Origin of the sequence: Planosporangium mesophilum (genome assembly GCF_016863255.1) — a bacterium.
GTDB classification, from domain to species: Bacteria; Actinomycetota; Actinomycetes; order Mycobacteriales; family Micromonosporaceae; genus Planosporangium; species Planosporangium mesophilum.
In genome coordinates this window covers 218,996-244,868 of record NZ_BOON01000006.1, presented here as the reverse complement: position 1 = coordinate 244,868, position 25,873 = coordinate 218,996, and the positions used below count along the sequence as shown (strand labels likewise).

The window sequence follows — 25,873 nt, the reverse complement described above, 5'->3', positions numbered from 1 at the left end:
TTGGCTACTACCCCCGCCGGACGCCGCCGATACGTCCCCTGAGCAGCCAGCCTGTCCAGGATCGCATCGGAGACGCGCTCAGCGCGAGGTATTCGCCGTTCTGACCATCCATCGACGGCTCGCGGTGAACCCTTAGCATCGAGGTGTGTCCGGCTCGCCATTCGCGCCCATGCTCGCCACGGCGGGTGCGCTCCCGGCCGGTCCGGGCTGGGGGTACGAGCTGAAGTGGGACGGGGTCCGCGCGATCGCGGTCTGCGACGAGCGGGGCGTCCGGCTCTTCGGCCGTCGCGGCAACGACATCAGCGCCGGGTACCCCGAGCTCACCGCCGCGACGGACGTGGGCGACGCGGTCTTCGACGGGGAGATCGTCGTCATGAACGCCGCCGGCCGGCCGTCCTTTCGCGACCTGGCCGAGCGGATGCACGTACGCGACAAGCACAAGGCGGCCCGGCTGGCGGCCACGATCCCGGTGACGTACCTGATCTTCGATGTGCTCCGGTTCGCCGGCGTCGACCTGCTCGAGGTGCCGTACGCGGAGCGCCGCGCCCTGCTGGACGAGCTGGGCCCGCCCGGCGGCCGGTGGTTGGTGCCGCCGGCGTTCGACGACGGCCCGGCCACCCGGGCGGCGAGCCGCGAGCACGGGCTGGAGGGCGTGGTCGCCAAGCGGCTGGCCGCCCCGTACCGGCCGGGACTGCGCTCGCCGGACTGGGTCAAGGTGAAGTCGGAGCTGACCGGCGACTTCGTGGTGGGCGGCTGGCGACCGGGGGTCCGCCCCATCGGTGGGCTGCTGGTAGGCGTACCGGCGCCGGGCGGCCTCGTCTTCCGGGGGCGGGTCGGCGGAGGGATCTCCGACGCGGCTCAGCGGGAGCTGGTCGCGGAGCTGAGGCCGCTGATCACCGCCGCCCCGCCGTTCGAGCAGCCGCTGCCCCGGGAGGATTCCCGGACCGCGATCTGGGTACGACCCCAGGTGGTGGTCGAGGTCAAGTTTTCGCAGCGTACCCGCGACGGGCGGCTGAGGTTCCCCCGCTTCCTACGGCTGCGGCGGGACAAGGCTCCGGAAGAAGTGGTCGATGAGTGATCGGGTGACGGTCAAGGTGGACGGCCGGGAGTTGGAGCTGTCCAACCTGGACAAGGTTCTCTACCCGGAGGCCGGCTTCACCAAGGGCGAGGTCATCGACTACTACACCCGGGTCGCCCCGGCGATCCTGCCGCACCTGCGCGACCGCCCGGTGACCCGGATCCGGTACCCGAACGGCGTCGCGGGCAAGGGCTTCTTCGAGAAGAACGCCCCCGCCGGTACCCCGGAGTGGGTCCGGACCGTGACGCTGCCCTCGCCCGGCTCCACCAAGGAGCGGGAGATGGTCGAGTACGTCGTCTGCGACGACCTGCCCACCCTGGTCTGGTTGGCCAACCTCGCCGCCCTGGAGCTGCACACCCCGCAGTGGAGGGTCGACTCCGACGGGCCCGACCGGCTGATCGTCGACCTCGACCCGGGCCCGCCGGCCGGTATCAAGGAGTGCTGCCAGGTGGCGCTGCTCATGCGGGACCGCCTCGCGGACGACGGGATCGACTCGTACCCGAAGACCTCCGGCAAGAAGGGGATGCAGCTCGCCTGCCCGATCTCGGGGGAGCAGTCGGCCGACGAGGTCAGCGCGTACGCCAAGCGCATCGCGCGGGAGCTGGAGCGCGCCCATCCGGATCTGGTTCTGTCCCGGATGACCAGGAGCCTGCGCCCGGGCAAGGTCTTCATCGACTGGAGCCAGAACAACGCGGCGAAGACGACGGTCACGCCGTACTCGCTGCGGGCCCAGCCGACGCCGACGGTGTCGACGCCGCTGCGGTGGGAAGAGGTCGAGTCCATGAGGGTGGTACCGGCCAAGCTGACCGCGCCGGCCGTGCTCAAGCGGGTGGACAAGTACGGCGACCTGATGGCCGGCCTGTGCGAGCCGGGTCCCAGGGTGCCGGCTTGACGAAGGGTGGTCGTGCGGGGGACCTGCCGCACGGCCGCCCTGACTAGGCTGACGGGATGAGTGACCTTCCACCCGGCGGGACCCCCAACCCGACCCAGGCGTACCCGAGCCCGGGAATGGTCCTCGCCGCCGCGCCCCCGCCGCCGAAGCGGCTGGACTGGCGCCGGGGCGCGCTGCTCGGCGGCGTGATCGCCCTGATCGCACTCAGCGGTCTCGCGGTGCTGACGTACGTCGGATGGCAGATCGGCCCGGTCGCGCTGACGGTCGGCATCGTGGCGGCGATCTTGCCGGTACCGCTGCTGGTCTTCTCGTTCCTCTGGCTGGACCGCTACGAACCGGAGCCGGTCAAGTACTTGGCGTTCTGCTTCGGCTGGGGCGCCTGCGTGGCGACCGGCATCGCCCTCCTCGTCAACACCATGGCCAGCAGGCTGTTCTCGCAATGGGGGCTGCCGGACGGGCTGGTCGCCGTGCTGGTGGCACCGTTCGTCGAGGAGACGATGAAGGCGCTCGGCCCGATGCTGCTGTTCGCCGTGCGACGCCGTACCTTCTCCGGTCTGATCGACGCGATCGTCTACTGCGGACTGTCGGCCACCGGGTTCGCGATGGTGGAGAACATCCTCTACCTCGGCGGGCACGGGTACGCGGCGAACGCCGACAAGAACGGCCCGCTGGCGGGCGCCACCGCCGTGGTCGCGGTGTTCATCGCCCGGATCCTGATGAGCGGCTTCGCCCATCCGCTGTTCACCTCGATGACCGGCATCGGGCTGGGCGTCGCCGCCCGGGCCGCCGACCGCCGGGTGCGCTGGCTCGCGCCGCTCGCCGGGCTGATCGTCGCGATGATGCTGCACGGCACCTGGAACCTGATGTCCACGCTCGCCGTGCAGTCCGAGCAGATGCTGATCATGCTGTACGGGTACTTCGCGGTGATGATGCCGATCTTCCTCGGGATGGTCGGGTTCGTCCTGTGGCTGCGTGGCGCCGAGGGCAGGCTGACCGAGCGGGTGATCGGCGACTACGTGCACGCGGGTTGGTTCTCCCCGCCGGAGGCGGCGGCGCTCGGTACCCTCGGCCGGCGGTTGGCCGCCCGCCGCTGGGCTCGCCGGGTCGCCGGTGACCCCGGCGCCAAGGCGATGCGGGCGTACCAGTTCGACGCGACCAGGCTGGCGCTGCTGCGCGACGGGATGCGCCGAGGCGTCGGCCTCGGGCCCGGCGAGGTCGACGAAACGCTGGCCGAGGAGCGCCGGCTGCTCACCGCGATCGACGCGTACCGCAAGGTCTTCGCCGGCCGCGACCCGTACGCGCCTCGCGCGGTCTGGGACGGTGCGCGGTACCACGTGACGTTGCCCGACGGCGCGGTACGGGCGCTCGACGCCCCGGAGCAGCCGGTCGTGCCGGTGCCGGTGGTGCTGACGCCCCCGGCGTACCCGCCCCCCGCGTACCCGTCACAGGCATACCCGGGGTATCCGGGCTGGCAGACCGGTTACAGGTAGAGGCCGGTCGCGTCGGGCTCCACCCGCGGCGCGGCAACGGCGTGCACGTCGCGCTCGCGCAGCAGGACGTACTGCCTGCCGTGGAGCTCGACCTCGGAGCGGTCGTCCGGGTCGAACAGGACCCGGTCGCCGGTGACGATCGAGCGCACGTGCGGCCCGACCCCCACGGCGGTGGCCCAGGCCAACCGGCGGCCGACGGCTGCGGTGGCGGGAATGACGATGCCCGCCGCCGACCGGCGCTCGCCCTCGTCGCCCTCCAGGCGGACGAGGACGCGGTCGTGAAGCATCCGGATCGGGAGGCCGTTCTCGGTTTCGGCGGGCGATGGTGCGGCAGTCACGAAAGTGACGGTACCTCGCCACCGGTGTTTCACGATCCGGTAGGTGTGCCCCCAACCACTACTGTGAGGGGGAGGAGGTCCCGTTGGCTCAGTTTGAGCAAGTGCGCGCGAACATTCGTCGGGCGTATGCGGCGATTAGACCCGCCCGTGAAGTGACGCCCCCCGATCTCCAGGAGCCCGCCGTGGATCCGGTACCGGTCGAGCCCTCGCCTGCGCCACTGGCGCCGCCCACGGTGACCAGCCGCGACGACGAGGCAGTGCCCCGAGGTCTGCGCATCGCGACCGCCTGGTCGTGGCGGCTGCTCGTGCTGGCCGCCGCAGCCGCGCTGGTCTTATGGCTGGTCGGGCGGCTCAAGGACGTCCTGATCCCGGTGAGCATCGCGCTGCTGTTGTCGGCGCTGCTGGCGCCGGCGGTCGGCTGGCTGCGCCGACGGGTGCGGCTACCGCGGTCGCTGGCGGTGGCCGTCGTACTCATCGGCGGCGTCGCCGCAGTCGGTGGCGTACTGACGCTCGTGGTCACCCAGTTCGTCAACTCGTTCCCGGCGCTGGCCGCGAACGCCACCGAAGGCATCCGCACCATCCAGCGCAGCCTGCGTACCGGGCCGCTGCACCTGTCCAACGACCAGCTCACCGGCATCGCCGACGCCGCGCAGAACTGGCTCAACAGCCACCGCGACACGCTGACGAGCGGCGCGCTGTCGACCGCCACCACCGCCGTCGATGTGCTCTTCACGACGCTTCTGGTGCTGTTCACCACATTCTTCTTCCTGCGCGACGGCCGACGTATCTGGCAATTCGTCGTCGGTCTGCTGCCGTCGATGGCCCGCGAACCGTTGGGAGCGGCGGGCGAGGCGTCCTGGTCGACGCTCGTCTCGTACGTGCGCGCCACCGTCCTGGTGGCGTTCATCGACGCGGTCGGCATCGGCCTGGCCCTGGCCGGGCTGCGGGTGCAACTGGCGTTCCCGCTCGCCGCGCTGGTGTTCCTCGGCGCCTTCATCCCGATCGTCGGCGCGACCGTGTCGGGCGCGGTCGCCGTCCTGGTGGCACTGGTCACCAAGGACTGGGTCTCGGCGCTGCTGGTGTTGGCCGCGGTCGTCCTCGTCCAGCAGTTGGAGGGGCACATCCTCCAGCCGCTCATCATGGGGCGCGCGGTGGCGATCCATCCGCTCGCGGTCATCCTCGCCATCGCGACCGGCCTGCTGCTGGCCGGGATCATGGGTGCGCTGATCGCCGTGCCGCTGGTCGCCATCCTGAACACGGCGATCCGGCGGCTCGTGGGCCACCACCGTCAGACGGTGGCGCAGCCCGTCGTGATGCCACCCGACGAGGTCGTGCTGCCTCCCAACGACCGCCCGGCCCAGACGACGGTCAACTAGCGCCGAGTCGCTTCAGGGCGGCCCGTACCACCTCGGGCTTGGTGGTGTACCAGAACGGCGGCAGGGTGCGGCGCAGGAAGCCGCCGTACCCCTTCGCCGTCTCGAGCCGGGAGTCGAGCACCGCGACCACACCGCGGTCGCCGGCGCTCCGGATCAGCCGGCCGGCGCCCTGCGCCAGGCGTACGGCCGCGATCGGCACGCTGACCGCCGCGAAGCCCGAGCCGCCGGCCGCGTCGACCGCCGCCGACCGGGCCGCGGCGAGCGGCTCGTCGGGGCGGGGGAACGGCAGCCGGTCGATGAGGACCAGTTGGCACGCGTCGCCCGGTACGTCCACGCCCTGCCACAGCGACATGACGCCGAGCAGGCAGCTGTTGCGGTCTTCGCGGAAGCGGCGGACCAGCAGCGGCAGCGCCTCCTCGCCCTGCAGGAGGATCGTCAGGTCGGTGCGCTCGCGCAGCACCTCGGCGGCGCGTTCGGCCGCGCGGCGGCTGGAGAAGAGCCCGAGCGCACGCCCGCCGAGGGCCTCGACGAGCCCGACCATCTCCTCGGCGGCCGGCTCCGACAGGCCGGAGGCGGTCGGGCGCGGCAGGTGCGCGGCCACGTACAGGATGCCCTGGCGGGGATAGTCGAACGGCGATCCGACGTCGAGCGAGGTCCAGTCGGTCTCGTCGTCGAGTCCGAGGCCCTTGGCGACGGTGTCGAACTTGCCGCCCAGGGCGAGCGTCGCCGACGCGGCGACGACGGTGCGCTCGTCGTACAGGTGGGTGGAGAGCGTACCGGCGACCGACAGGGGTGCGACGACGACCGCGCGCCGGCCCCGGTCGTCCTTCTCCACCCACGCGACGTCGTGCGCGGAGAACTCCAGCAGTCGCTGCGCCGTGTTGGACAGGTCGGTCAGGACCGCCTTGGACTGCTGCTTGCGCACCGGGTCCGGGTCGTCGGACTTGACCTCCCCGATGTTGTCCAGGCACCGCCGGGTGGCGCCGTCGAGCAGGGTCAGCGCCTCCGCGAGCGCCGGGGGAAGTCCCGTGGTGAGCCGCCCCGCCGGCACGTCGGCGAGCCCGACGGCGAGGGCGTCGCCCGCCTCGACCAGTCCCTCGTAGTTCTCCGCGTCGATGTGGGTACGGGTCCGCCGGGCCGCCCGGTCCAGCGCGTCGGGCGACAGTTCGGCCTGCGCCGCCGAGGAGACCCGGTCGGCGAGCTCGTGCGCCTCGTCCACGATGAGCAGCTTGTGCGGCGGCACGATGTGCCGGCCCGCGAGCATGTCGATGGCGAGCAGGCTGTGGTTGGTGACGACGATGTCGGCTTCCCGGGCCCGTTGCCGGGCCGCCTCGGCGAAGCACTCGTTGCCGTACGGGCAGCGGGCGGCCCCGACGCACTCGCGCGCCGGCATCGACGCCAGCCGCCAGGCCGAGTCGTCGACGCCCGGGTCCAGTTCGTCCCGGTCGCCGGTGTCGGTCTCCATCGCCCAGTCGCGCAGCCGCTGGATCTGCTTGCCCAGCCGGCCGGCCTCGCCGAGCCACTTGGTGCCGCCGCCGTCGTTGCCACCGAAGAGGGTGTCGCCGGGCTCGTCGGCCGAGCTGTTGTCCAGCCGGGCCATGCACACGTAGTGGTGGCGGCCCTTGAGCACGGCGAAGGTGGGGCGACGGCCGAGCAGCGGCTCGACGGCCTCCGTCAGCCGCGGCAGGTCGTGGTCGACGAGCTGGGACTGGAGCGCGAGCGTCGCGGTCGACACCACCACCGGCCCGTCCACCAGCAGCGCCGGGACCAGGTACGCCAGCGACTTGCCGGTACCGGTGCCGGCCTGCACCAGGAGGTGTTCGCCGGAGTCGGCCGCGTGCGCGACCGCCTCGGCCATCTGCCGCTGGCCCGGCCGGTCGACCCCGCTGGGCACCGCGCCGACGGCGGCGGCGAGCAACTCTGCGACGCCGGGCCGATCGCGGCGGTCACGGCGGGCGGCGGGGGAGGTGGTCGCGGCGGTCACGGGAAGGCAGGCTACCCGCTCAACACGACCGTTGGTCGGTTGTCCACAGCGTGGTGTTCGTTGTCCACAGGCCAAACCCACGTTCGGTACCGACTTGTGCGCGACGCGTACGCTTGGCATGGTGTCTTGCGGCCGTGTGCACGCGCGTAACCCGCACGCGCGAATCTTGGTCAACATGCGTCGATGCGCGCCTCATGGCGCGTCCGGTCAGCGAGGATGATCGATAGGGTGGTCTCGTGGCAGGCGATCTCGTACGGGTGGTGTATCGCAAGTACGACGGCTCGTTGCACTGGAACCAACCGGGTCGCCTCCTGGGCGAGGACGAGTTCGGCGTCTGGGTCGGCGGTGCGGCGGGCACGCCGGTGTCGCGGGGCGAGCAGCGGGTCAACCCGGCCGAGCACGACCACGTGATGCTGTTCCCCCGGGACGGCTGGTGGACCGCGCTGTTCAACGCCGCCCCGCACCGCACCGACGTGTACTGCGACATCACCACCGTGCCGACCTGGCCCACCCCCGACGTGGTGACCATGGTGGATCTCGACCTGGACGTGCGGCGGCGCCGTACCGGCACCGTGCAGATCCTCGACGAGGACGAGTTCGCCGTGCACCAGGTGCGGTACGGGTACCCACCCGAGGTCATCGACCGGGCCTGGGCCGCCGCCGAGGAGTTGGCCACCGCCCTGACCGAGCGCATCGAGCCTTTCGATCGCGTGTACCAGCGCTGGTTGGACGTGGTGGCCCGGGACTTCGGCCAGATCCACGTCGCGTGACGCGCGACACGTCACATCCGTAGCGCCGCCGCCCTCCTCCCCGTGACCGTTCATGGAGGAGGACTTCCCTGCCACGCATTCGGCTGCGGCGCCGGCCGCGGCATGAGCTGTGGGACCGGTGCCAACTACGGGTATTTGTCCGGGTGTTGGAATGGACCGGTGAAGGCGGGCGCACGGACGATTTCAGCGTTGCCTAGCATTCGTGAAGCCCCATCGTGCCAAACGGCATCCCATCGTCGTGACGAGGTCAGACCGTGCGATTCAAGCTGCGTCCCAGTGACGACGCGTTCTACGAGTTCTTCAGCAAGGCCGCGGCGAACCTCGTCCGGGGCACCGAGCTGCTCAACGAGTTGGCCCTACCCGGCGCCGACGTGCAGTCGATCAGCGAGCGGCTGGTCGAGGTCGAGCACGACAGTGATGCGATCACCCACGAGCTGTACAAAAAGATCAACACGTCGTTCATCACGCCGTTCGACCGGGAGGACATCTACCGGCTCGGGTCGCTGCTCGACGACGTGATGGACCACCTGGAGGCCGTGGGTAGCCTGCTCTACCTGTACGGGCTGACCAAGCTGCCGTCGCTGCCCCGGGAGGTGCACGAGATCGTCGACGTGCTCGACCAGCAGGCCAAGCTGACCGCCGCCGCGATGCCGCGGCTGAAGACCATGAAGGACCTCAGCGAGTACTGGGTGGAGTGCAACCGGCTGGAGAACGAGGGCGACCGGGCCTACCGGATGCTGCTGGTGCGCCTGTTCTCCGGCGAGTACGACGCGCTGACCGTCCTGAAGATGAAGGAGGTCGCCGACGAGCTGGAGGCGGCCTGCGACGCGTTCGAGCACGTGGCGAACACGGTCGAGACCATCGCAGTGAAGGAGTCCTGACGCGTGACCGCAGCATTCGTCGCGGTCCTCGCGGTCATCGCAGTCTCGATGGTCTTCGACTACACCAACGGCTTCCACGACGCGGCCAACGCCATCGCCACCTCGGTGTCGACCCGCGCGCTGACGCCGCGGGTCGCCCTCGCGGTGGCGGCCGTCGGCAACCTCGTCGGCGCCTACTTCGGCGCCGGGGTCGCGAAGACCGTGGGCGAGGGGCTGGTCACCCTGCCCAAGGGGACGGCCAGCCTCGGCGTGGTGTTCTCCGGGGTGCTCGGCGCCATCGCCTGGAACCTCATCACCTGGTACTTCGGGCTGCCGTCGTCCTCGTCGCACGCGCTTTTCGGTGGACTGGTCGGCGCCACCCTGTTCGCCGCCGACGGCGTGGTGCACTGGGAGATCATCACGACCAAGGTGATCATCCCGATGGTGCTGTCGCCGATCGTCGGCCTCGTCCTCGGCTTCCTGGTGATGCTGGCGGTCCTGTGGATCTTCCGGAAGGGTCACCCGGCGAAGCTCAACCGGGGCTTCCGGGTCGCGCAGACCGTCTCCGCGACCGCGATGGCGGTCGGCCACGGCATGCAGGACGCGGCGAAGACGATGGGCATCATCGTACTGGCGCTGTACACCGGCGGTTTCCAGACCAGCCGCGACCACATCCCCTGGTGGGTGTTCATCACGTCGGCCACGGTGCTGGCGCTGGGCACCTACTCGGGCGGCTGGCGCATCATCCGTACCCTCGGCCGCCGCGTGATCGACCTCGGCCCGGCCGAGGGCTTCGCCGCCGAGACGGTGGCCAGTGCGGTGCTCTTCTTCAACGCGCTGGTGCTCAAGGCGCCGATCTCGACCACGCACACCATCACCTCCGCGATCATGGGTGTGGGCGCGACCAAGCGGCTGTCCTCGGTACGGTGGGGCGTCGCCGGCAACATCGTGGCGGCGTGGATCCTGACGTTCCCGGCGGCGGCGACGATCGCGGTCCTGGCGTACTTCCTGGTCCGCCCGCTCTTCCGGTAAGGCGGCTCAGGCGGGGTACTCGACGCCGATCCGGTCCCGGACGGCGTCGAGGGTCGACATCACCGCGAGCGTCTCTGCCAGCGGTACGACCGGGCTCTCGGTGAGCCCTTCACGCAGGCAGCGCTGCACCTCGGCGGCCTCGAAGTGGTACCCCAGGCCGTCGAACGGGACCGGGATGTACTCGGGCGCGGCTTCACCCCGTACCAGGGTGAAGCCGGCCGCCCGGTAGAAGTCGCGAGGCAGCTCGACGCGCCCGCGGGTACCGGTGACGGTGGCGGTGCGGGCCGAGTCGCCGACCAGGGAGCAGGTGAGCGAGGCGAGCGCTCCGGACGCGTACCCGAAGGTCATGCCGGTGTTCTCGTCGACGCCTTCGGGGGACAGACGCGCCCAGCCCTCGACGTGGTCGGGGGCGCCGAGGATGAGGTGCGCGAAGGTCACCGGGTAGACGCCGAGGTCCAGCAGGGCGCCACCGCCCAGTTCGGGGGCGCGTAGCCGGTGCGTGGCCTCCACCGGGTCGGCGATGCCGAAGTCGGCGTGGACCGCGGTCACCTCCCCGATCGCCCCGTCGGCGATCAGGCCACAGAGCGTGTGGATCGCCGGGATACACCGCATCCACATCGCCTCCATCAGGAAGACACCGGCCGCGCGGGCGGTCTCCACCAGCTCCTCGGCCTGGGCGAGGTTGAGGGTCAGCGGCTTCTCGCAGAGCACCGCCTTGCCCGCCCGCAGGCAGGTCAGGGCGGCGGCGTAGTGGGCCGAGTGCGGGGTGGCCACGTAGACGACGTCGATGTCGGGGTCGCTGGCGAGGTCCTGCCAGGAGCCGTACGCGCGGGGGATCCCCCGCGCCGCCGCGAACCGGTCGGCCGCCTCCTGGCTGCGCGAGCCGACCGCGGCCACCTCGGCGTCGGGCACCAGCGAGAGGTCGGCGACGAAGGCGCGCGCGATGGCGCCGGTGGCCAGGATCCCCCAGCGGATCGGATCGCTCATGGTCACACCCTAGCCGTCGAAGATCGTCACAACGTGTCGAAAGTCGTGGTCGCCGCAGCCCGGCGGGGCCACAACTCAAGGGAAGTCGTGACGATCAAGAACGATAGGCTCGCGACGTGACTGAGTACTTCCCGGTGCCGGCCGGGCTGCGCAAGCATGCCCTCGACTTCTACGATGCCGGCGCGGAGCCCGTGACCCCGAAGCTGGCGAGCACGGTCCTGCTGCTGCGCACCGGGGACCTCGGCCCCGAGGTGTACCTGATGCGCCGGGCCTCGACCATGGCCTTCGCCGCCGGCATGCACGCCTTCCCCGGCGGTACGGTCGACCCTCGCGACGCCGCCGTACAGCCGGCCTGGGCGGGGCCGCCCCCGGCCGAGTGGGCGGCCCGGCTCGGGCTGGACGAGCCGTCGGCCCGCGCGGTCGTCAGCGCGGCCGTCCGCGAGGTGTTCGAGGAGTCGGGGGTCCTGCTGGCCGGCCCGGACGCCTCGACGGTCGTCGGCGACGTCTCCGGCGAGGAGTGGGAGTCGGCTCGGGTGGCGCTCATCGCGCGCGAGATCGGCTTCGCCGAGCTGCTCGCCGAGCGTGGCCTGGTCGTACGCAGCGACCTGCTGACGCCGTGGGCGCGGTGGCTGACGCCGGAGTTCGAGCCCCGGCGCTACGACACGTACTTCTTCCTGGCCCGGCTGCCGGAGCGGCAGGTCACCCGCGACGTGGGCGGCGAGGCCGAGCACGTCGTCTGGGGGCGGCCGGAGGACCTGACCAACCTGCTCATGCTGCCGCCGACCGTGGTGACGCTGCGCGGCCTGCGCGGGTACCCGACCGTGGACGACGCCATGCGCTCGGAGCGCGACGTGACGACGCCGGTGCGGCCCTACATCGACCTCGACGCCGCGGAGGGGCGCCTGGTGATCCCGACGGACTGACAGCGTCATCCTTGGGACTGACAAGGGCGGCGGGGCCGCACCACCCGGTGCGGCCCCGCCGTCAGGCAACGGCGCGGATCAGCCGAAGCGGCCGGTGATGTAGTCCTCGGTCCGCTTCACCGACGGGTTGGTGAAGATCTTCGCCGTGTCGTCGTACTCGATGAGGCGACCCGGCTCGCCGGTGGAGTCGATCGAGAAGAAGCCGGTCCGGTCGGAGACCCGGGCGGCCTGCTGCATGTTGTGGGTCACGATCACGATCGTGTACTGGTTCTTCAGCTCGGCGATGAGGTCCTCGATCGCGAGCGTCGAGATCGGGTCGAGGGCCGAGCACGGCTCGTCCATCAGTACGACCTGCGGCTCGACCGCGATGGCCCGGGCGATGCAGAGCCGCTGCTGCTGTCCACCGGACAGGCCGGCGCCCGGCCGGTTCAGGCGGTCCTTCACCTCGTTCCAGAGGTTGGCGCCGCGCAGGGCCTTCTCGCAGGCGTCGTCCAGGGCGGCCTTGCGGCGCACCCCGTTGAGCTTCAACCCGGCGACCACGTTGTCGTAGATGGACATGGTCGGGAACGGGTTGGGCCGCTGGAACACCATGCCGATCGTGCGGCGTACGGCCGTCACGTCGATGTCGCGGTCGTAGATGTTCTGCCCGTCGATCATCAACTGGCCGTCGACCTTCGCGCCCGGCAGTACCTCGTGCATGCGGTTGATCGACCGCAGGAAGGTCGACTTCCCGCAGCCGGACGGCCCGATCAGGGCCGTCACGGACTTGGGCTCGATCGTCATCGTGATGTTGTCGATCGCCCGGAACGAACCGTAGTACGCCGAGACGTTGACGGCTTCGATGCGCTTGGCCATGGTGCGCACTCCTATCGAGCCAACTTGTTACGCCGGGCGAGCAGCTTCGCGGCGACGGTGAGGGTGAGGACCAGGACCACCAGCGTCAGCGCGCCGGCCCAGGCTCGGCCGGGCGCGTACTTCGACGCGGTGCCGGCCTGCTCGTAGACGTACAGGGACAGCGACGACTGGCCGCCCGAGAGGGGGTTGAAGTTGATGGCAGGATTACCCAACGCAACCAGGATCACCGGCGCGGTCTCGCCGCAGGCACGGGCCACCGCGAGCATGACGCCGGTCACGATGCCGGGCGCTGCCGTCGGCAGCACGATCCGCACGATCGTCTTCCATTGGGGTATGCCCAGCGCGTACGCGCCCTCGCGCAGCGCGCCGGGTACCAGTCGCAGCATCTCCTCGGTCGAGCGCACGACCGTCGGCAGCATCAGCACGGACAGTGCCAGGGCCGCCGCGAAGCCGGAGTACTCGGGCCGCCCGTTGTTGAGGTACGGCGAGACGATGAGCACCCAGAACGCGAGGATGAACAGGCCGGCCACGATGGAGGGGATGCCCGTCATCACATCGACGAAGAAGCGGATCAGCGTGGCCAGGCGGCCGCGGCCGTACTCGACGATGTAGATCGCGCCGAGGACGCCCAGCGGCACCGTGATGAGGGTGGCGATGCCGGCCTGCTCCAGGGTGCCGATGATCGCGTGGTACGCGCCACCCGCGTCGTCGAACGCGCTGACGCCCTTCATCGACACGCCCAGGAAGTACCCGTTGAGCCGCTCGGTGCCCTTGCTCAGCAGGGTGAACGCCATGGAGAGCAGGGGCGCCAGGGCCAGCACGAACGCCGCGTACACCAGGGAGGTGGCGATCCGGTCGCGGGACGTGCGTCCGCCCTCGACAACGGCGGAGAGGACCGCCAGCCCGACGACGAACAGCAGCGCGGCGGTGACACCGGTGAGGACGGGTCCACCGAAGCCCGTGGCGTGGACCGCCAGGGCCGCGACGCCGATCGCGCCGGCACCGAGCGCGGCCGGCGCCCACTTCGGCAGCCGCTGGGCCTTCAGGTTGACCCGCGTTCTCGCGGAGTGGGACCCGACCGTCATGCCGCACCTCCCACGAACTCGCGGCGCCGGTACACGATGGCCCGAGCCGTCATGTTGACCACCAGAGTGATGGCGAAGAGCACCAGGCCGGAGGCGATCAGTGCGCTGCGGCCGGTCGGGTTCGCCTCGGCGAACTTCAGCGCGATGTTGGCCGCGATCGTGTTGCCGCCGGTGCCGAGCAGGTCGAAGGAGACGTTGTACACGGCGCCGAGGGTCAGGGCGAGCGCGATGGTCTCGCCCAGCGCCCGCCCGAGGCCCAGCATGACCGAGGCGATGATGCCCGGCTTGCCGTACGGGAGGACCGCGGTGCGGATCATCTCCCACTTCGTGGCGCCCAGGGCCAGCGCCGCCTCCTCGTTCTGCGCCGGGGTCTGCGCGAAGACCTCGCGCGACAGCGAGGTCACGATCGGCAGCACCATGATGGCGAGCACGATCGACCCGAGCAGGATCGAGTTGCCGTACGGGCCACCGCCGCCGAAGAGCGGGATCCAGCCGAAGTGGTCGTGCAGGAACTTCGAGAAGTCACCGACCGGGCCGCGGAAGTAGTCGCGCCCCCAGAGGCCGAACACCACGCTGGGGACGGCGGCCAGCAGGTCGATGAAGAAGCCGAGCGTGCTGGCGACCCGCCGGTGGGCGTAGTGCGTGAGGCACAGGGCGATGCCCAGGGCTACCGGGACCGCCATGATCAGGGCCAACGCCGAGGTCAGGACGGTACCGAACGCGATGGCGGCGATACCGAACTTCGGCGGGTCGTCGTTGGCGAACCACGACTGGAAGGTGAAGAAGTTCTCCGAGTCCGCGCGCAGCGCCGGTACCGCCTGCACGATCAGGAAGGCGGCGATCGCGACGATGATCACGAGGACGGTCGAGCCCGCCGCTGTGGCGAGGCCGCGGAAGAGCTTCTCGGCGCCCAGGCGGCTGCCCCTGGGCAACGCACCACCCCCGCCCGCGCCCTGGGCGCCGGCGGGGGTGGTGGTGAGCGATTGCTGGCTCACTTGTCGTGTCCTGTCTGTCAGGCCATGTTGTTGATGGAGGCCGTGACCTTGGTCTGCAGCGTGTCCGGCAGCGGAGCGTAGCCGAACTGGCTGAGCTTGGCCTGGCCGTCCTTGCTGGCCACGAAGCCGAGGAAGGACTTCAGCAGCGGCAGCTTGTCGGCGGGGGTGCCCTTGCTGCAGACGATCTCGTAGGTAACCAGGACGATCGGGTAGGCGCCCGCCTCCTTGGTGGCGTAGTCGATCTTCAGGCTCAGGTCGTCGCCCGTGCCGCCCACCTGGGCACCCGCGACCGCCTTGGCGGCGGACTTGTCGTCCAGCGCGACGTACTCACCGGCGCCATTCTGGATCTTGGCGGCGTTGAGGCTGTTGACCTGGACGAACGAGTACTCGACGTAGCCGATCGCGCCCGCGGTCTGCTTCACCGCGGCGGCGACACCGTCGGACTTGGCGGCACCCTGACCGCCGGCGGCCTTCCAGTCCTTGCTGGCGTCGGTCGTCCAGTCGGTGGGGGCGGTGGCCTTCAGGTACTTGGTGAAGTTCTCGGTCGTACCCGACGAGTCCGACCGGTGCACCGCGGTGATCGGGGTCGACGGCAGGCTCGCGCTCGGGTTGTCCGCCTTGATCGCGGCGTCGTCCCAGGTCTTGACCGTACCGGCGAAGATCTTCGCGAGCGTGGCCGGCTTGAGCTGCAAGTTCTTCACGCCGTCGAGGTTGTACGCCACGGCGATCGGGCCGATGACCATCGGAAGGTTGATCGCCTTACCCCCGGTGCACCGCGCGTCGGCCTTGGTCTGCTCGTCGCCGGCCTTGAGGGCCGAGTCCGAGCCGGCGAAGTCGGCGGTGTTGGCGGTGAAGGCCTGGATACCAGCGCCCGAGCCGGTGCCCTTGTAGTTGATGGATGCACCGGAGCAGGCCTGGCCGTACGCCTTGATCCACTCGTCCATCGCGTTGCCCTGGGCGGTGGAGCCCTGAGCGGTCAACGAGCCGGTCTTGCAGTCGATGGTCGGCTTGGCGGCACTGCCACTGTCCGACGGAGCGTTGCTCGTGTTGTCCGAGCCACACGCCGCGAGCGCGAGCGTCGCGGCCGCGATGGCGGCCAAGATGCCGGGGCGCTTCAGGTTCACTGCTGTCCCTTCGGAGGGTACGTCCAACCTCGCCCGAAGTTGTCCACGGCGAGGCCTGGAGTTGACGTTGGTCATCAACTGATGCGAACGCTAGGAGCGCGAGGTTGCCGGCCGTCCGGCCTCACGTGAACGGCGGGTGAATAGCCTCTCTACCTCGTATAACGCTCGACCGTACGGACGATGGCCGATCGGTAAACCGCCCGGATCAGGGCCGCCGTTCGTCCGTATAATGCACGGACGCCCGTAATCGGAAAGCGTCAGACCCGGCGACGGAAGCACACATCGGTCGTCCAGCGGACGAACCCGTGCTTGCGGTACAGCGCGACCGCCGTCGAGTTCGCCTCGTCGACGTACAGCATCGCCTGGTCGAGGCCCTGGTCGCGCAGGTGGCGCAGGCCGGCGAGGGTCAGTGCGGTACCGAGCCCGCCGCCGTGCGCCGCGGGCGAGACACCCAGGACGTACACCTCGCCGATCGGGTCGTGGGGGTGCGTCGCGGCGGCGCCGCGCGCCGCACCGTGGACCTTCGTCCAGTGGAAGCCCAGCAGCTCACCGTCGGTGTCGCGCTGGGCGAGCAGGAAGCCGGCCGGGTCGAACCAGGGCTCCTTCATCCGCAGGTGCAGGTCGTCGATGGTCCACTTGCCCTGCTCCGGGTGGTCAGCGAAGGCGGCGGCGTTCAGCGCGACCCACGCCGCGTCGTCGGTACCGGGCCGGAACGGCCGGAGGCTCACGCCGTCGGGCAGGCGCGGCTCGGGTACCGGTACAGCCAGCGAGCGGCGCATCTGCCACAGCACCCGCGAGCGCTCGAAGTCCAGCGACATCGACAGCGCGCTGGCCGACGGGTGGTCGCCGTGGGCCCACAGCCGCAACCGGCCGGGCGAGTCCCCGGCCCGCTCGTCGGCGACCGCCATCGTCTCCGTCACCAGCGTCCGCCCCAGGCCGCGACGGCGGTACGCCGGGTGGACGGCGAGCTCAGCGGCCGCGCCCTCGACCGGGTCCGTGGTGTCGACGTGCGCGTACCCGACCAGCGTGTCGCCGTGCCGGCTGAGCAGGTGGACGGCGCGCGGGTCGCCACCGGGGCGCAGGTGCAGTACGACGTGCTCGGAGAGCGGGTACACACCGTCCGCGTCGCCGGCCGCCCGCATGAGGTCCAGAACCTCGGCCACCTCACCGGCGGTCAACCGGTCACTACGCTGCACGCGCTCCACTGCCGTCACGTCGACTACGGTAACGGCCCTTGGTCATCGTCACGTACGGGGACTGCGTGCGTACTCTGTGATCTCGCCCGTCGCCACGTCGGGTAGCTGGCGCGAGGGCGGTACGACGAACTTGTACCCCACCTGGCGCACCGTGCCGATCATCGACTCGTACTCGGAGCCCAGCTTGGCGCGCAGTCGCCGGACGTGGACGTCGACGGTACGGGTACCGCCGAAGTAGTCGTAGCCCCACACCTCGCGCAGCAGCTGGTCCCGGGTGAAGACCCGGCCCGGGTGCTGCGCCAGGAACTTCAGCAGCTCGAACTCCTTGTAGGTCAGGTCGAGCGGCCGTCCCTTGAGCTTCGCGGCGTAGGTGTCCGGGTCGATGGTCAACTCGCCGGCCTTCACCAGCGATCCGGCGTTGCCGGCCGCGGCCGGGGCGAGCCTGCCGACGGCCAGCCGCAGTCGCGCCTCGATCTCGGATGGGCCGGCGCTCGCCAGCAGGATGTCGTCGACGCCCCAGTCGGCGTGGACGGCGACGAGCCCGGCCTCGGTGAGCACCGCCATCAGCGGCATGCCCAGGCCGGTCGCGCGGAGCATGCGGCAGGTGGCGCGGGCGTCGGCGAGCTCGGTGCGGGCATCGACCAGGACGACGTCGGGGCTGGGGCCGCCGACCAGGGTGCGGACATCGCGCGGCGCCGTGCGGACCACGTGCGGCAGCAGGTCGAGACCGGGTAGCACGACCTGCCCGGTGGGAGCGGCGGTCAGGAGCAGGATCTCCACGCGGTCACCTCCGTCGCTGCCGGTCGGCAGCATCGTCACGCCATCGTCCGGCGTCGCTGACGGGCGCGGTAGCTTCAGAGAATACCGGAGATCCAGGGAAAACAGGCGTGTGACGAATGCGATGGATCATTGTCGGGCGCGGCTCGCTCGGGATGCGGCGCTCTGGCACGATCGTGGCGTGCCTGCGACCTTCCCCGGTGACGACGCTCGCGATGACTGGTCGCGTACCCGGCCGCTGCGTGATCCGACCGGGTACGACGAGGGCCCCGTCGACGAGCCGACGGGGCAGGTGCCGGCCGTGACCGGCCACGGCGACGACGCCGCGCCGCAGGAGCCCATCGCGCCGCCGGACCGGGCGCCGCTGCCGGTCGCCGGCCTGACCGCGCTGCTCACCGTCGCGCTGGCGCTCGGCGCGGTGGTCGGCCCCGGCCCGTACGCGATCCTGGTCTTCGTGGTCCAGGCACTGTTCGTGCTCGCCTGGGTCGCCACCTCGAGGCCGCCCGCGCCCCGCATCACGACCGGTGTGGGCCTGGCCGCGGCGGCCGCCGCGGACCTCGCCGCGCTGTCGGCCGATCCGGTATCGCTCGCGCCGCTGGCGTACGTCACGGCCGCGGCCTTCGTGGCCGGAGTCGTCGGTGAGCTGGCCCGCCCGGCCGGGCGGGAGCGGGTGACGGAGTCGCTCGGCTGCACCATGGCCGCGGTCGTCGGTGTGATCGCGCTCGCCAGCCTCGTCGTGTTGAGCCGGCACCCGTTGGGTACCCCATCGATCGTGGTTTGTGTCGTCGCGGCCGGTGTCGCCGTCATGGGAGCGAGGCTGACCGACAGCGTGACGCCGCTGCCGCGGCTCGCCCCGCAGGTGCCGCGCGGCGGTGCCGGTGTGCTGCTCGGCGTGCTGGCAGGCGCCGTCGTGGCGGCCGTCGCGGGCGCGCTCGCGGGCGGTCTGGCCAGCGGTCCGGCCGCGGCCGCCGGTCTCGCCACCGCGCTCATCGCGGTCGTGGTGGACCTGGCGGTGTGCTACGCGGAGGTCGGGCGGCAACTGGCCGGTCAACCTCCGGCGCCGACGCCGGCCCGGCGCGCGCTGGGCCCGCTGCTGGCGTTCGCGCTGGTGGCGCCGGTGGCGTACGCGGCGAGCGCGCTGGTGCTGTGGGACCGGGTGTAACTGCTGTCGAGGATGTTCCATCAAGGAGGATGGCGTGGCGGTACGCGGACGTCGATCGTTGCTCGTGCTTGCGGTGGTTGTGGTCGTGCTGGTCGGTCTGTTCGTCGTGGTCGACCGGGTCGCGGCGAACATGGCCGAGGACCGGATCGCCGCCCAGGCGGCCAACGAGATGCGCAACCGTGGCATCGCCTCGGACTCCAAGCCCAGGGCCAGCATCGCGGGGTTTCCGTTCCTCACCCAGGTGCTCGGCGGCACCTACCGGAAGGTGACGATCGACGTCGACCATCCCCGTAACGGCAAGGTGACGCTCGACCACCTGACCCTCGACGCCAACCAGGTGCACGCCCCGCTGAACACGGTCACGTCCGGCCACGGGAAGGTCACGGCGGACACGGTCCAGGGCACGGCGACGATCGGCTGGGACGCGGTTCGGGAACTCGTCGACACGACGCCGCTGCGCCAGGTGCCCGGCCTGGACATCTCCAAGCTGAAGATCACGGTACGGGACAACAAGGTGAACCTGGCGGCGCCGGTCGCGTTCGCGGGTGTGAGCCTCCAGCTCCAGGCCAGCGGCACGCTCGCGGTGACCAAGGGCGAGGTGCACCTCCAGCTCGACGACCTGCAGGCCCTGTCGCCGACCGGTGGGCTGACGATCCCGCAGTCGTTCCTCGAGTCGTACCGTCGGCAGCTGGGCGTGAAGATCGCGGTGCCGAGCCTCCCGTACAGCCTGGTGGTCAACAAGGTGGAGAGCACCTCGAACGGGGTCGTGGTCACCGCCACCGCGAACAACGTCGTGCTCGCCGGTCAGGGACAGTGACCACTGTCTCGCTGGTCGGTCAGCGCTGGGCCGGAAGTGTCCTCGATGTTAGGCTCCGGTCCATGGGCACGCTGCTCACGAAGAGGCGCACGGTTGATCTGTGCCGTGTCGCCGCCTGTCTGTGTTGCCTCGCCTGACGGCGGGCCGATTGCGTGTGCTCTCGTGCGCCCCTGTCGTTGACGTGGGTGCCGCCTGACGCGGCTTGAGCCCGTGTCGCGACTCCGGACCCGCCCCTGTGATCCGTCCCTGGGTCGTCCATGGCGTGTGGGGAAGTTCCAGCGCATGCGGCGGCTCTCAACCCGAATCGTCATTCGAGGGAGCTCAACATGAGTCGCGAATCCGTACTCGTCACGCCCGACTGGGCCGAGAAGAACATCGACGCCGACAAGGTGGTGTTCGTCGAGGTCGACGAGGACACCACGGCGTACGACGGCGGCCACATCCCCGGCGCCGTCAAGATCGACTGGCGGACCGAACTGCAGGACCCGGTCCGCCGGGACTTCGTCAACAAGCAGCAGTTCGAGGCCCTGCTCTCGAGCAAGGGCATCGCCAACGACGACCTCGTCGTCCTGTACGGCGGCAACAACAACTGGTTCGCCGCGTACGCGTACTGGTACTTCAAGCTCTACGGTCACGAGCAGCTCCGGCTGCTCGACGGCGGCCGTAAGAAGTGGGAGCTGGACGGGCGCCCCTACAGCACCGAGGTGCCGGAGCGGCCGGCCACCAACTACACCGCCAAGGACCAGGACCTGTCGATCCGGGCCTTCCGCGACGACGCCGTCGCCGCCATCGGCTCGCACAACCTCGTCGACGTGCGCTCGCCCGACGAGTACGCCGGCCGGCTGAGTGCTCCGGCCCACCTCCCGCAGGAGCAGGCGCAGCGCAACGGCCACATCCCGACCGCGATCAGCGTGCCGTGGAGCAAGGCCGCCAACGAGGACGGCACCTTCAAGTCCAACGAGGAGCTGAAGGCGCTGTACGCCGCGGCCGGCATCGACGAGAGCAAGCCGACGGTCGCGTACTGCCGCATCGGTGAGCGCTCCTCGCACAGCTGGTTCGCGCTGCACGAGCTGCTCGGCTACTCGGACGTGCGCAACTACGACGGTTCGTGGACCGAGTACGGGTCGCTGGTCGGCGTCCCGATCGCGCTGGGCGACGAGCCCGGCGAGGCCTGAGGAGGATCCGGATGAGCATCGACGGTTGCGGCGCACCGACGCAGGGCGCCCCGCTGCCCGCCGGGGTCGACCTGGCCAAGGAGACCGTGATCACCGGCGTGGTCCGGGCGGACGGTTCACCCGTCCCCGGCGCGTACGTGCGGCTGCTCGACTCGACCGGGGAGTTCACCGCCGAGGTGGTGACGTCCCAGGGTGGTGAGTTCCGCTTCTTCGCGGCGCCCGGCACCTGGACGTTGCGTGCGCTGTCCCGAGCGGGCAACGGCGACGCCACCGTGGCCGCGGACCGCGGGTTGAACGAGGTTGCGGTCTTCGTCACAGCCTGATTAAACTGAACACGGATCCTCCCCAGGATCATTTGGACGGCCCACCTCTGACGAGAGGTGGGCCGTTCCTCGTTATCCGGGCTGTCCCGCCGGTTCGGGCCGGCCTCGGAGCGAGCCGGCTGCGGCCACCTGCCACCATGTGCCACGTGACGATCCACGGCAGCCCCACCCGGCCCGCTTCTCCGGCCTCGCGCCGTCGCTGGCTGGTCGTCATCACGACCCTGTGGGCGGTGCTGGTGACCGGGCTGGCCCTGTACGCGGCGCACCGGGGCGGGTCGACCGTGCGGACCCAGACGAGCGTCTCGCAGGCGCTGCCGACCGTCGACCGGGCGGTGGCCGAGGCGGTCACCGCCGCGGCGCCCGCCGGCGCGGTGGCGCAGGTCGGCGGGTACCACGAGGTGAGCGGGCGCTGCACGGTCACGGCGGTCCGGAACGGGGCCCGGTACGAGCGGGTCGCCCACCTGTACGTGCCGGCCGGGCAGGAGGGGGCGCTGCTGGATCGGATCCGCGCCGCGCTGCCCGGCGACTACGACGCGCAGGTACGCGATCGTCGGCTCACCGCCGACGCCGGTGACTTCGTCGCCCTCAAGGGCAGCGTCGAGGGCGCGGGGGAGGTACGCATCAGCGCCGACACCGGCTGCCGGCCCCTGACGGCGCCGGTCCGTGAGGCGTCGGAAGCCGCCGACCGGCGACCGGTCGAGGCGGTGCTCGCCACCCTCAAGGTCGGCGGCGCAGCCTGGCAGACCCACCGCGTACCGTGCGCGCAGGGCGGGTACGTCCGGACCGTGCAGGCGGACGGGCCGGCCGGCAGTGGCCCGGCGTCGCTCGTCGACGCGCTGCGCGCCACCGCACCGGACGCGGTCGTCGCCCGCCCCGAGCTGTACGCCTACCGCAGCGGACCGGTCGGCATCGTGGCGCGTACCCGCAACGGCGCGGTCACGGTGACCGCGACGACCGGGTGCGGCGTTCAGTAGACGAGCGCCTGCGCGCCCTCGGCCAGCGACTCCTCGACGAAGACCGCCGCACCGGCGATCCGGACCCCGTCGATGACGTCGGCCTCACCGATGCCCCGCCGGGCGGCGCACTGCGTGCAGACGGTCACCTGGCCGCTGGCGAGCACGGCCGCCAGCAGGTCCGGCAGCGGTGCCGAGTGCGGCAGTTCGAACTCGGCGGCCCGGCCGGGCAGCGCGAACCAGGTGGACTCTCCGGTGAGCCACAGCGAGGTCGGCACTCCGGCGGCCACCGCGGTCGCCGCGACGGTGAAGGCCTGCGCGCAGCGCTCGGGCGCGTCCGAACCAGCAGTGACCTTCACGACGAGAGTACGAGCCATGGGGGCAGCATAAGATCTCACCGTGACCACGGTTCTGCGACGGGTGCGGGGGTAGCCCCGCCATGGTCACCGAGATCGGTTTCATCAGCCTGTTGGTCGCTGGCTTCGGCGCGTTGGCCGGCGGGTTGATCTATGTAGCGGTACGCGTGTCCAGGGGGCGTTGGTGAGCGAGGAGAGTCAGGTCAATCCGGTGTGGATGGGGGAGACCCCGGTCGATCCGTACCCCTTCGAGGAGACGCACGACCTGCGCACCGGCCCGGACCTGCACCCCGCCCTGCTGGGGCTGCTTCCGTTCGTGGGCCTGTGGCGCGGTCGTGGACAGGGCGGTTATCCCACCCTGGAGCACGACTTCGAGTACGCCCAGGAGGTCCGGTTCAGCCACGACGGCCGGCCGTTCCTGTTCTACGAGTCGCGGACGTGGCTGATCGAGCCCGACGGCACGCCGATCCGTCCGTCGGCCCGCGAGGTCGGGTGGTGGCGGCCGGTGCAGACCGACCCCACCGTCGAGCACGCGGCGCAGCCGATGCCCACCAGGTCCGACGACATCGAGGTGCTGCTCACCCACCCGACCGGCTTTCTCGAGCTGTACCTCGGGCGGGTCGAGGCGAACGGCACCCGGGTGGAGATGGTGACCGACGCGGTGGTGCGCACCGCGACCGCCAAGGAGGTGACCTCCGGCCACCGCCTCTACGGCATCGTGGAGGGCGCGCTGCTGTACGCGTACGACATGGCGGCGGTCGGCCAGTCGCCGGCGCCGCACCTGTCCGCCCGCCTGGAGCGCGTCGCCGGCTGAGATCTTGGACGCCTGGGCCGGCTACCCGCGGCCCAGGCGTCCAGGACCTCAGGAGTACCCGAGCAGCTTGCGCATCCGGGTGGTCTCCGGTGACGGGTCGAGCGTGACGCCGTCCAGCGTGCGTACCTCGGCCAGGCCGCGGCTCGACGACGTGAGCCAGACGCCGTCGGCGTCGTGCAGTTCGGCCGGCCGGATCAGCCGCTCGTCCGCGCGCATGCCCAGCTCACCGGCGTGCTCCAGCAGGTACGCGGCGGTGGTTCCGGCGAGGATGCCGGTGGTGGCGGCGGGAACCGTGTACAGCACTCCGTCGACGAGCCACACCAGCGTCGACGTCGGGGCCTCCAGCGCGTACCCGTCCACCGAGACCCACAGCACGTCGTCGGCGCCCTGCCCGGCCGCCCAGCGCAGGCTGGCCATGTTGATCGCGTACGAGAGGGTCTTCGCGCCGCCGAGCAGCCAGGGCGCCTCGGTGCGCACCTCGGCCGGTACGCCCAGGGTCGCGGTGATCACCGCCACACCGTTGTGTCGGGCCGCGATCGTGGCGGCCGCGACCGGGGCGATCGTCGCGTACGCGGTGACCGGCCCGCCGTCCTCCGGCCCGCGGGTGCAGACGATCCGCAGCCCTCCCTCGACCTCCGGCGACCACGCCGCGCAGGCCTGACCGGCCAGCTCGACCAGGTCGGCGCGGGGCGGCAGCGGCATCGACAACCGCTCGGCGGACCGGGCCATCCGGTCCAGGTGCGGTTCGAGCCCCCACGGCTCGCCGTCGCGGACATGAATCGTTTCGAAGACGCCGTCACCGCGGAGGACGCCGAGATCGTCGGCGCGGAGGATGGGCGTGTCGGCGGGGACGACCCCCACGCCGAGGAGGGCGAGTACTCGAGCCATGGTGGCGAGCTTAGTGTCGCCTAGGATCGACCTTGTGTCGTCGTCATCGAGGCTGGGTGGCCAGCGGAGTCAGGACCCGTCGCTGGCCGAGGTGCTGCGCGCGCGTGGCCTTCGGCTGACCGCTCAGCGCCAGTTGGTGCTGGAGGCGGTGTACGCGCTCGGCCACGCGACCCCCGACCAGATCCACGCGGCGGTGGCGCGCACGGCGGCCGGCGTCAACATCACGACCGTGTACCGGACCCTTGAGCTGCTCGAAGAGCTGGGGCTGGTGACGCACACCCACCTGTCGCACGGCTCGCCCACGTACCACGCGGCCGGTGAGGACCAGCACGTACACCTGGTCTGCCGGGTCTGCGGCGGGGTCGACGAGGTGTCGCCGTCGATGCTGGACGGCCTCGTCGCGGAGCTGGAGCGCAGCCGCGGGTTCCGGGTCGACGTCGGCCACGTGGCCCTGTTCGGCACCTGTGGGGCCTGCGCCGACCAACAAGCGAGTGAGAGCGAGAACCAGTGATCACGGCATCCGGCGCGGTACCCGTCGCCGCGCTCGACCCAGAAAGCCCGGACGCCGGGGTCGTCGCCCACTACGGCGACCCGATGCGCGAGCAGCGCACCCTCGCCACCTCGGTCGGCCTGGTCGACCGGTCGCACCGTGGCGTCATCGCGGTGCCGGGCGAGGACCGGCTGAGCTGGCTGCACAGCCTCACCACCCAGTACCTCACCGACCTGCCCGCGATGACCGGTACCGAAATGCTGGTCCTGTCGCCGCACGGACACGTCGAGCACCACGCGGGGGTGGCCGACGACGGCGCGACCACCTGGCTGGACGTCGAGCCGGGGCGGGCCGGCGCGCTGCTGGACTTCCTGACGCGCATGCGCTTCCTGATGCGCGTCGAGCCGGCGGACGTCAGCGCCGACTACTCGCTGCTGTCGCTGGTCGGGCCGGACACCGACCAGGCGCTCGTCGCGCTGGGCGTCGGTCCGCTGCTGCCGCCCGACGCCGTCCCGGTGCCGGGTGCCAAGTTCGCCACCGGCTCCGTGCCGTCCCGGCCCACCACGCTGTACTCGGTCGGCGCGCTGCCCGATCTGGGCGGCTGGGCGCGGCGCATGCCGTACGGGGCGGACCTGCTCGTACCGCGAGGGGCCGAGGCGGACCTGGTCGCGGCGGCCGGGGTGCCGCTGGCGGGCCTGTGGGCGTTCGAGGCGCTGCGGGTGGCCGACCGCCGGCCCCGCTTCGGCTTGGAGACCGACCACCGCACCCTGCCGGCCGAGGTGGGCTGGACCGCGCCCGCCGTACACCTGGAGAAGGGCTGCTACCGCGGCCAGGAGACGATCGCCCGGGTACACCACCTCGGCCGGCCGCCGCGCCGGCTGGTGCTGCTGCACCTCGACGGGATCACCACGGAGGAACTGCCGGCACACGGCACGGCGGTGACCACGGCGGAGGGGCGTCAGGTCGGCTTCGTCGGTACGGCCGCGCGTCACTTCGAGTACGGCATGATCGCGCTCGCCGTGGTGAAGCAGAACGTCGCGGACGCCGCCGAGCTACGGATCGGTGAGGCGGCTGCCGCGATCGACCCGGGTGAGTGAGACGGGCTGGTACCCGGGTTCCTCGCGCCCCGGGGA

General features: G+C 71.3%; 29 protein-coding genes. 18 read left to right on the top strand and 11 right to left on the bottom strand.

The features are described 5' to 3' along the window. Positions 1–145 precede the first annotated feature (145 nt). From ligD (Pme01_RS04990) to Pme01_RS04980, 3 genes are read left to right on the top strand one after another with little or no spacing between them, the layout of a single operon-like run. The gene (ligD, locus tag Pme01_RS04990) at positions 146–1,078 is read left to right on the top strand and encodes a non-homologous end-joining DNA ligase (protein ID WP_373315449.1); all 933 of its coding nucleotides are present in this window, start codon (positions 146–148) and stop codon (positions 1,076–1,078) included. Then, positions 1,071–1,970, top strand: coding sequence for a non-homologous end-joining DNA ligase (gene ligD, locus Pme01_RS04985; RefSeq protein ID WP_168112438.1), 900 nt, complete (start codon positions 1,071–1,073; stop codon positions 1,968–1,970). The genes ligD (Pme01_RS04990) and ligD (Pme01_RS04985) overlap by 8 nt, the downstream gene beginning before the upstream one ends. 56 nt (positions 1,971–2,026) lie before the next feature. Further along, positions 2,027–3,460: a PrsW family intramembrane metalloprotease gene (locus Pme01_RS04980; RefSeq protein WP_203935431.1), complete on the top strand. Its 1,434-nt coding sequence runs from the start codon at positions 2,027–2,029 to the stop codon at positions 3,458–3,460. Here Pme01_RS04980 and Pme01_RS04975 read toward each other — a convergent pair. After that, the gene (locus Pme01_RS04975) at positions 3,451–3,747 is read right to left on the bottom strand and encodes a GroES family chaperonin (protein ID WP_168113345.1); all 297 of its coding nucleotides are present in this window, start codon (positions 3,745–3,747) and stop codon (positions 3,451–3,453) included. The genes Pme01_RS04980 and Pme01_RS04975 overlap by 10 nt on opposite strands. A 233-nt stretch (positions 3,748–3,980) precedes the next feature. Here Pme01_RS04975 and Pme01_RS04970 point away from each other — a divergent pair, with 233 nt between their 5' ends. Beyond that, on the top strand, positions 3,981–5,174 hold the full coding sequence (locus Pme01_RS04970) for an AI-2E family transporter (protein ID WP_373315448.1): 1,194 nt from the start codon (positions 3,981–3,983) through the stop codon (positions 5,172–5,174). Here the strand turns inward: Pme01_RS04970 and Pme01_RS04965 are convergent. Further along, positions 5,167–7,278 (bottom strand): ATP-dependent DNA helicase, encoded by a 2,112-nt coding sequence (locus tag Pme01_RS04965; protein WP_168112440.1) that lies wholly within the window; start codon positions 7,276–7,278, stop codon positions 5,167–5,169. The two genes, Pme01_RS04970 and Pme01_RS04965, sit on opposite strands and share 8 nt — an antisense overlap. A gap of 116 nt (positions 7,279–7,394) precedes the next feature. Between Pme01_RS04965 and Pme01_RS04960 the strand changes: the two genes are divergently transcribed. From Pme01_RS04960 to Pme01_RS04950, 3 genes are all read left to right on the top strand, one after another. Continuing rightward, positions 7,395–7,928, top strand: a complete 534-nt coding sequence (locus tag Pme01_RS04960; protein ID WP_203935430.1) for a DUF402 domain-containing protein — start codon at positions 7,395–7,397, stop codon at positions 7,926–7,928. Positions 7,929–8,182: 254 nt separating this feature from the next. Beyond that, positions 8,183–8,809 (top strand): DUF47 domain-containing protein, encoded by a 627-nt coding sequence (locus Pme01_RS04955; protein WP_168112441.1) that lies wholly within the window; start codon positions 8,183–8,185, stop codon positions 8,807–8,809. A 48-nt stretch (positions 8,810–8,857) separates the two neighbouring features. Further along, a complete protein-coding gene (locus Pme01_RS04950; protein WP_205863612.1) occupies positions 8,858–9,820 on the top strand; it encodes an inorganic phosphate transporter in 963 nt (320 codons plus the stop codon). A 6-nt stretch (positions 9,821–9,826) separates the two neighbouring features. Here the strand turns inward: Pme01_RS04950 and Pme01_RS04945 are convergent, their stop codons facing one another. Then, on the bottom strand, positions 9,827–10,807 hold the full coding sequence (locus Pme01_RS04945) for a Gfo/Idh/MocA family protein (RefSeq protein ID WP_168112443.1): 981 nt from the start codon (positions 10,805–10,807) through the stop codon (positions 9,827–9,829). A 116-nt stretch (positions 10,808–10,923) separates the two neighbouring features. On the opposite strand from Pme01_RS04945, the gene Pme01_RS04940 reads away from it, so the two are divergent. Beyond that, complete coding sequence (locus Pme01_RS04940) at positions 10,924–11,730, top strand: NUDIX hydrolase (protein ID WP_168112444.1); 807 nt, start codon at positions 10,924–10,926, stop codon at positions 11,728–11,730. Positions 11,731–11,808: 78 nt separating this feature from the next. Here the strand turns inward: Pme01_RS04940 and pstB are convergent, their stop codons facing one another. The 6 genes from pstB to Pme01_RS04910 all read right to left on the bottom strand — a co-directional run bounded on the left by pstB (position 11,809) and on the right by Pme01_RS04910 (position 17,765). After that, the gene (pstB, locus tag Pme01_RS04935; RefSeq protein WP_168112445.1) at positions 11,809–12,585 is read right to left on the bottom strand and encodes a phosphate ABC transporter ATP-binding protein PstB; all 777 of its coding nucleotides are present in this window, start codon (positions 12,583–12,585) and stop codon (positions 11,809–11,811) included. An 11-nt stretch (positions 12,586–12,596) separates the two neighbouring features. Next, the gene (pstA, locus tag Pme01_RS04930; protein ID WP_168112446.1) at positions 12,597–13,670 is read right to left on the bottom strand and encodes a phosphate ABC transporter permease PstA; all 1,074 of its coding nucleotides are present in this window, start codon (positions 13,668–13,670) and stop codon (positions 12,597–12,599) included. After that, positions 13,667–14,665: a phosphate ABC transporter permease subunit PstC gene (gene pstC, locus Pme01_RS04925; protein ID WP_239088023.1), complete on the bottom strand. Its 999-nt coding sequence runs from the start codon at positions 14,663–14,665 to the stop codon at positions 13,667–13,669. Before pstC ends, pstA begins: the two co-directional genes overlap by 4 nt. 17 nt (positions 14,666–14,682) lie before the next feature. Beyond that, positions 14,683–15,789 (bottom strand): phosphate ABC transporter substrate-binding protein PstS, encoded by a 1,107-nt coding sequence (pstS, locus tag Pme01_RS04920; protein ID WP_203935429.1) that lies wholly within the window; start codon positions 15,787–15,789, stop codon positions 14,683–14,685. A gap of 257 nt (positions 15,790–16,046) precedes the next feature. Beyond that, positions 16,047–17,003 (bottom strand): mycothiol synthase, encoded by a 957-nt coding sequence (gene mshD, locus Pme01_RS04915; protein WP_168112448.1) that lies wholly within the window; start codon positions 17,001–17,003, stop codon positions 16,047–16,049. 30 nt (positions 17,004–17,033) lie between these two features. Continuing rightward, positions 17,034–17,765 carry a winged helix-turn-helix transcriptional regulator gene (locus Pme01_RS04910; RefSeq protein WP_168112449.1) on the bottom strand — a complete coding sequence of 244 codons (732 nt, stop codon included), beginning with the start codon at positions 17,763–17,765 and terminating at the stop codon, positions 17,034–17,036. 178 nt (positions 17,766–17,943) lie between these two features. On the opposite strand from Pme01_RS04910, the gene Pme01_RS04905 reads away from it, so the two are divergent. From Pme01_RS04905 to Pme01_RS04885, 6 genes are all read left to right on the top strand, one after another. Continuing rightward, positions 17,944–18,924, top strand: a complete 981-nt coding sequence (locus Pme01_RS04905) for a hypothetical protein (RefSeq protein WP_168112450.1) — start codon at positions 17,944–17,946, stop codon at positions 18,922–18,924. Between the two features lie 34 nt (positions 18,925–18,958). Further along, positions 18,959–19,741: an LmeA family phospholipid-binding protein gene (locus Pme01_RS04900; protein ID WP_168112451.1), complete on the top strand. Its 783-nt coding sequence runs from the start codon at positions 18,959–18,961 to the stop codon at positions 19,739–19,741. Between the two features lie 62 nt (positions 19,742–19,803). Beyond that, the gene (locus Pme01_RS31730; RefSeq protein ID WP_344121322.1) at positions 19,804–19,878 is read left to right on the top strand and encodes an Ms5788A family Cys-rich leader peptide; all 75 of its coding nucleotides are present in this window, start codon (positions 19,804–19,806) and stop codon (positions 19,876–19,878) included. Positions 19,879–20,067: 189 nt separating this feature from the next. Then, positions 20,068–20,916: a sulfurtransferase gene (locus tag Pme01_RS04895; RefSeq protein ID WP_168112452.1), complete on the top strand. Its 849-nt coding sequence runs from the start codon at positions 20,068–20,070 to the stop codon at positions 20,914–20,916. An 11-nt stretch (positions 20,917–20,927) separates the two neighbouring features. Continuing rightward, entirely contained in the window at positions 20,928–21,239 is a 312-nt protein-coding gene (locus tag Pme01_RS04890) for a DUF1416 domain-containing protein (RefSeq protein ID WP_168112453.1), read from the top strand. A 146-nt stretch (positions 21,240–21,385) separates the two neighbouring features. Next, complete coding sequence (locus Pme01_RS04885; RefSeq protein WP_168112454.1) at positions 21,386–22,213, top strand: hypothetical protein; 828 nt, start codon at positions 21,386–21,388, stop codon at positions 22,211–22,213. Here the strand turns inward: Pme01_RS04885 and Pme01_RS04880 are convergent. Further along, positions 22,207–22,569: a DsrE family protein gene (locus Pme01_RS04880; RefSeq protein ID WP_168112455.1), complete on the bottom strand. Its 363-nt coding sequence runs from the start codon at positions 22,567–22,569 to the stop codon at positions 22,207–22,209. The two genes, Pme01_RS04885 and Pme01_RS04880, sit on opposite strands and share 7 nt — an antisense overlap. Positions 22,570–22,631: 62 nt before the next feature. Between Pme01_RS04880 and mtfM the strand changes: the two genes are divergently transcribed. Beyond that, complete coding sequence (gene mtfM, locus Pme01_RS31365) at positions 22,632–22,736, top strand: small membrane protein MtfM (RefSeq protein WP_275408493.1); 105 nt, start codon at positions 22,632–22,634, stop codon at positions 22,734–22,736. Positions 22,737–22,765: 29 nt separating this feature from the next. Continuing rightward, positions 22,766–23,362 (top strand): heme-binding beta-barrel domain-containing protein, encoded by a 597-nt coding sequence (locus Pme01_RS04875; protein WP_205863615.1) that lies wholly within the window; start codon positions 22,766–22,768, stop codon positions 23,360–23,362. A gap of 48 nt (positions 23,363–23,410) precedes the next feature. On the opposite strand, the gene Pme01_RS04870 is transcribed toward Pme01_RS04875, so the two are convergent. Continuing rightward, positions 23,411–24,250, bottom strand: coding sequence for an aminotransferase class IV (locus Pme01_RS04870; protein WP_168112457.1), 840 nt, complete (start codon positions 24,248–24,250; stop codon positions 23,411–23,413). 34 nt (positions 24,251–24,284) lie between these two features. On the opposite strand from Pme01_RS04870, the gene Pme01_RS04865 reads away from it, so the two are divergent. Both Pme01_RS04865 and ygfZ read left to right on the top strand, forming a co-directional pair. After that, positions 24,285–24,761 carry a Fur family transcriptional regulator gene (locus tag Pme01_RS04865; protein WP_239088022.1) on the top strand — a complete coding sequence of 159 codons (477 nt, stop codon included), beginning with the start codon at positions 24,285–24,287 and terminating at the stop codon, positions 24,759–24,761. After that, positions 24,758–25,837: a CAF17-like 4Fe-4S cluster assembly/insertion protein YgfZ gene (gene ygfZ, locus Pme01_RS04860; RefSeq protein ID WP_168112459.1), complete on the top strand. Its 1,080-nt coding sequence runs from the start codon at positions 24,758–24,760 to the stop codon at positions 25,835–25,837. The genes Pme01_RS04865 and ygfZ overlap by 4 nt, the downstream gene beginning before the upstream one ends. Positions 25,838–25,873: the final 36 nt, after the last annotated feature.

Bases quoted from the DNA above. Each gene is read 5' to 3' on its own strand.
- ligD (WP_168112438.1), top strand. From the start codon at position 1,071: ATGAGTGATCGGGTGACGGTCAAGGTGGACGGCCGGGAGTTGGAGCTG.
- Pme01_RS04980 (WP_203935431.1), top strand. From the start codon at position 2,027: ATGAGTGACCTTCCACCCGGCGGGACCCCCAACCCGACCCAGGCGTAC.
- Pme01_RS04975 (WP_168113345.1), bottom strand. From the start codon at position 3,747: ATGCTTCACGACCGCGTCCTCGTCCGCCTGGAGGGCGACGAGGGCGAG.
- Pme01_RS04965 (WP_168112440.1), bottom strand. From the start codon at position 7,278: ATGCCAAGCGTACGCGTCGCGCACAAGTCGGTACCGAACGTGGGTTTG.
- Pme01_RS04950 (WP_205863612.1), top strand. From the start codon at position 8,858: ATGGTCTTCGACTACACCAACGGCTTCCACGACGCGGCCAACGCCATC.
- Pme01_RS04945 (WP_168112443.1), bottom strand. From the start codon at position 10,807: ATGAGCGATCCGATCCGCTGGGGGATCCTGGCCACCGGCGCCATCGCG.
- pstB (WP_168112445.1), bottom strand. From the start codon at position 12,585: ATGGCCAAGCGCATCGAAGCCGTCAACGTCTCGGCGTACTACGGTTCG.
- pstA (WP_168112446.1), bottom strand. From the start codon at position 13,670: ATGACGGTCGGGTCCCACTCCGCGAGAACGCGGGTCAACCTGAAGGCC.
- Pme01_RS04895 (WP_168112452.1), top strand. From the start codon at position 20,068: ATGAGTCGCGAATCCGTACTCGTCACGCCCGACTGGGCCGAGAAGAAC.
- Pme01_RS04890 (WP_168112453.1), top strand. From the start codon at position 20,928: ATGAGCATCGACGGTTGCGGCGCACCGACGCAGGGCGCCCCGCTGCCC.
- Pme01_RS04880 (WP_168112455.1), bottom strand. From the start codon at position 22,569: ATGGCTCGTACTCTCGTCGTGAAGGTCACTGCTGGTTCGGACGCGCCC.
- mtfM (WP_275408493.1), top strand. From the start codon at position 22,632: ATGGTCACCGAGATCGGTTTCATCAGCCTGTTGGTCGCTGGCTTCGGC.
- Pme01_RS04875 (WP_205863615.1), top strand. From the start codon at position 22,766: ATGGGGGAGACCCCGGTCGATCCGTACCCCTTCGAGGAGACGCACGAC.
- Pme01_RS04870 (WP_168112457.1), bottom strand. From the start codon at position 24,250: ATGGCTCGAGTACTCGCCCTCCTCGGCGTGGGGGTCGTCCCCGCCGAC.